Origin of the sequence: Pseudactinotalea sp. (assembly GCF_048594945.1) — a bacterium.
Taxonomy (GTDB): domain Bacteria; phylum Actinomycetota; class Actinomycetes; order Actinomycetales; family Beutenbergiaceae; genus Pseudactinotalea.
This window is the reverse complement of sequence record NZ_JBMDXJ010000352.1, coordinates 1-3,646: the sequence shown is the minus strand read 5'-3', so window position 1 is coordinate 3,646 and position 3,646 is coordinate 1. Positions and strand designations below refer to the sequence as shown.

The following is a 3,646-nucleotide window of genomic DNA, read 5'->3' as shown; positions in this document are numbered from 1 at the left end:
GATAATCCTGGAACGCGATCACATTCCCACCCAAAGCGATGTACTGAAACACCACCACCACCGCAATACCCGGCAACGCCAACAACAACACCGGATGATCACGACGCAACCGCGCCCACCACCCCTGACCCGGACGAGGCGGAGGCTTGCGCCTGCGACTGGAAGTCGGGGCGCCCTCGACCTGCGGAGGTCGCTGCTCGGTCGTGGCGCTCACGTGGCGCACCGCGGGCGTGCGTACGTACGCGGGGCGGAGAGATGTGCCAGCACTGGCGCTCCTTCGGGCCGTCAAGTGATCGTTCACTCGGGACCATAAGTGATCGTTCACTCGGCGTCAACTACAGTGCGCACATGTCTCACCCACGCCGACGTCCCACGATCCGTGAGGTCGCCCACCACGCCGGCGTGTCCCACCAGACCGTGTCGCGCTTCCTGCGTGACGACCCCACGCTGAGGCCGGAGACCTACGAGGCTGTTCGGGCCGCCGTCGAGGCCCTCGGCTATCGGCCGAACCTCGCGGCGAGGTCGATGCGGACCCGACGCTCGGGCGTCCTCGCGATCGTGCTGCCCACCATGACCGGTCCGGAGCGGACCGTCGACGCTGCGGTTGACGAGGCACGCACGCACGGCTTCCGCGTCGAGATCGTCATCGATGTCGACGAGAGCGCTGAGGCACTGAGCACACGCGCGCGCGAGCTGCTCGACAGCGGGCAGGTGGAGGGCGTGCTGTCCGTGGCCCCGATCGCCGCAGCGACCGACCGCACCGGCGCCGTGGTCGCTACCGGTGAGTACGACCACCGCATGCGCGCAGTCGAGGCCATCGCCGGCGATGTCGAGACCATGGCATCACTCGTCCACGCGCTGGCGGATCTCGGCCACCGGCACATCCTGCACGCAGCCGGACCGCAGGGCTGGCGATCTGCTCAAGCACGGATGCACGGATACCTGAAGGCGATCGACGAGCGTGGACTGACCTCGCACGGTGAGCCGGAGGGCGACTGGCATCCCGAGACCGGGATCAGGGCGGTCGCCGGTCTGGAGCCGGACTCCCCGGTCACGGCGATCGTGGCTGCCAGCGATCGGATCGCCGCGGGCGTGCTGTTCGAGGCAGCGCGCCGGGGATGGCGGGTACCGGACCGCCTGAGCGTGACCGGCTGGGACGACATGCTGCTGATGCGCTACGCGACGCCACCGCTGTCGACGGTCGTCGTGGACCGCGAGAGTGCCGGTCGCCACGCCATGCGCCGCTTGATCGCCGCGATCCGCAACGAGCCTGAACCTGATCCACCCGCCGTGAGACTCACCCAGCTCGCCCTCCGCGGCACGACCGCCGCGCCGCCGCCCACCGGTGAGCCTGGTCCCACGACGTCGCCGGGCCGGTGAGCCTGGTCCCACGCACCGCCGCTTCATGGGACCACACCTACCGCTCCCCCGGATGGATGGGACCACAGCCACCGCTTCTCCGGGTCTCACCGGAGGCGGAACTCGCTCCCGTCGGGATCGGCGAGGAGAGCGGCACCGTCGGTGGTCCGCAGGTGCGTGGCTCCGAGCCTGACCAGCGAGTCGATCTCGGCGTCCAGGGCGCCGGAGTCTGTGACGAGCTCGAGGCGCTGCTGGTCGGCACCGCCACGAAAGTGCTCGGGCCACACATCCCAGGACACCTTCGTGCCACCACCCGGTGCCTGGATCACGGTCTGGTCGCCTCGATCCCACACAAGGGGCCAGCCGAGCGCCGCGCTCCAGAAATACCCGACGGCGCGCGTGCCATCGCCGCTCACCTCGCCGAGGGCGCCGGTGCCGGCGAGGAATCCGTTGCCCGGCTCGATCACGCAGAACTCGAAGCCGGCAGGGTCGGCGAGGACCACGTGGCCATCCTCTGGTAGCTGTCCCACGTCGAGGTGCCGGGCGCCGAGGTCGCATGCGCGATCGACGGTGGCCTGCTGATCGGCCAGGCTCGTGCTCGTCAGGTGCAGGTGCATGCGGTGGCGCGGCTGCGGCGGCGCGTCATCGGCCTCGAAGCGGAGCCCGAGCTGACCGTCCGCACCCGGGAGCAGCATCCCGTCGTCGTCGACGACGATGTCGCGTTCGAGCATCCCCGCCCAGAACCGTGCGAGCAGCTCCGGGTCCTGCGCGCCGTACGTCACCGCCTGCAGTCGCATCCCGTCACCGTAGGCACGGACCGCCGCGACACCAAGGAGAATGCCGCTGTGACCCACCCGCCCGCGCTGCAGCAGACCGCCGAGCTCACCCGCGCGCACGAGCTGCTCGAGGCGGGCGAGAACCTGTTCCTCACCGGCCGCGCGGGCACCGGTAAGTCGACGTTGGTCCGGGAGTTCGTGGAGCGGACCGACCGGCGCGTGGTGGTCGCGGCGCCGACCGGGATCGCAGCGCTGAACGTGGGCGGCTACACGCTGCACCGGCTGTTCGGGTTCCGGCCGGGCACCTCACTGGAGGACGTACGCACCGGCCGCTACTACCCCGGGCGGTTCGCGGAGAGCATCGGCGGCATGGAGACGCTCGTCATCGACGAGGCCTCGATGGTGCGCGCCGACCTGCTCGACATGGTCGAAGCGGCACTGCAGCGGTTCGGGCCGCAACGCGGTGAGCCGTTCGGTGGCGTGCAGGTGGTGCTGGTCGGTGACCTGTTCCAGCTGCCTCCCGTGATGGCCTCGGCGGAGGCCGGTCACCTGCTCGGCGCCTACGACAGCCCGTACTTCTTCTCGGCGCACAGCTACCGGGACGACCCGTTCCCGACGGTCTCGCTGACCACGGTGTTCCGCCAGCAGGGCGACGACCGGCTCACCTCGATCCTCAACGCGATCCGCGAGGGCACGCTGCTGAGCTCCGCGCGGCACGACCTCGACTCGCGGGTGGACCCGGACTTCGAGCCGCCCGAGGAGCAGATGTGGCTGACCGTCGCGCCGACCAACCGGATGGTGACCGCGAACAACCGAGCGCACCTCGAAGCGATCGACTCCCCCGAGATCAGCCACCACGCCTGGGCCAGCGGCGACCTCGAGGGCTTCGACCCACCGGTCCCCGACGTGCTGCGGTTCAAGGTCGGCGCGCAGGTGATGCTGCTCAACAACGACCAGAGCGACCGCTGGGCGAACGGGACGCTGGGCACGATCGTGGGGTTCGACCCCCACGAGAACGAGGCCACGGTGCGGTTGCAGAACGGGCGAGTGGTCGCCGTCGGGCATCACACCTGGGACGTGACGCGGCCGGTCGTGGTGGGCGGCTCGCTGCGGCGCGAGATCGTGGGGACCTACACGCAGCTGCCGTTCACGCTCGCGTGGGCGATCACGATCCACAAGAGCCAGGGGCAGACGATCGACCGGCTCGTGGTCGATCTCCGCGGCGGCACGTTCGACTTCGGGCAGCTGTACGTGGCGCTGAGCCGGTGCACGTCGCTGGCGGGGCTGGTGCTGCGGCGGCCGGTGTTCCCCAAGGACATGAAGACCGACCGCCGGGTGGTGCGGTTCCTGCAGTCGAGCACCGGCGCACAGGCCGAGCACCGCCGCTGCGCGATCGGGATACTGACGGTCGGTGACGAGGGCACACGCTCGCGCCCCCGACCGGTCGAGCTCGCCGTCGCCTTCGACGACGGCACGGCCGTGAGCACGTTGATCAACCCGCAGCGGGACCT

At 70.2% G+C, this 3,646-nt stretch carries 3 protein-coding genes and 1 pseudogene; 2 read left to right on the top strand and 2 right to left on the bottom strand.

The genetic code is table 11. The annotated features are described in order from the left end of the window. Nucleotides 1-214: pseudogene (locus tag ACOJSN_RS15860) on the bottom strand (sugar ABC transporter permease); the annotation flags it as partial. A gap of 134 nt (nt 215-348) precedes the next feature. On the opposite strand from ACOJSN_RS15860, the gene ACOJSN_RS15855 reads away from it, so the two are divergent. Then, on the top strand, nt 349-1,380 hold the full coding sequence (locus ACOJSN_RS15855; RefSeq protein WP_420113461.1) for a LacI family DNA-binding transcriptional regulator: 1,032 nt from the start codon (nt 349-351) through the stop codon (nt 1,378-1,380). 86 nt (nt 1,381-1,466) lie between these two features. On the opposite strand, the gene ACOJSN_RS15850 is transcribed toward ACOJSN_RS15855, so the two are convergent. Next, a complete protein-coding gene (locus tag ACOJSN_RS15850) occupies nt 1,467-2,156 on the bottom strand; it encodes a VOC family protein (RefSeq protein ID WP_420113460.1) in 690 nt (229 codons plus the stop codon). Between the two features lie 48 nt (nt 2,157-2,204). On the opposite strand from ACOJSN_RS15850, the gene ACOJSN_RS15845 reads away from it, so the two are divergent. Next, nucleotides 2,205-3,646, top strand: a 1,442-nt coding sequence (locus ACOJSN_RS15845; RefSeq protein ID WP_420113459.1) for an ATP-dependent DNA helicase, incomplete at its 3' end; no start/stop codon positions are given.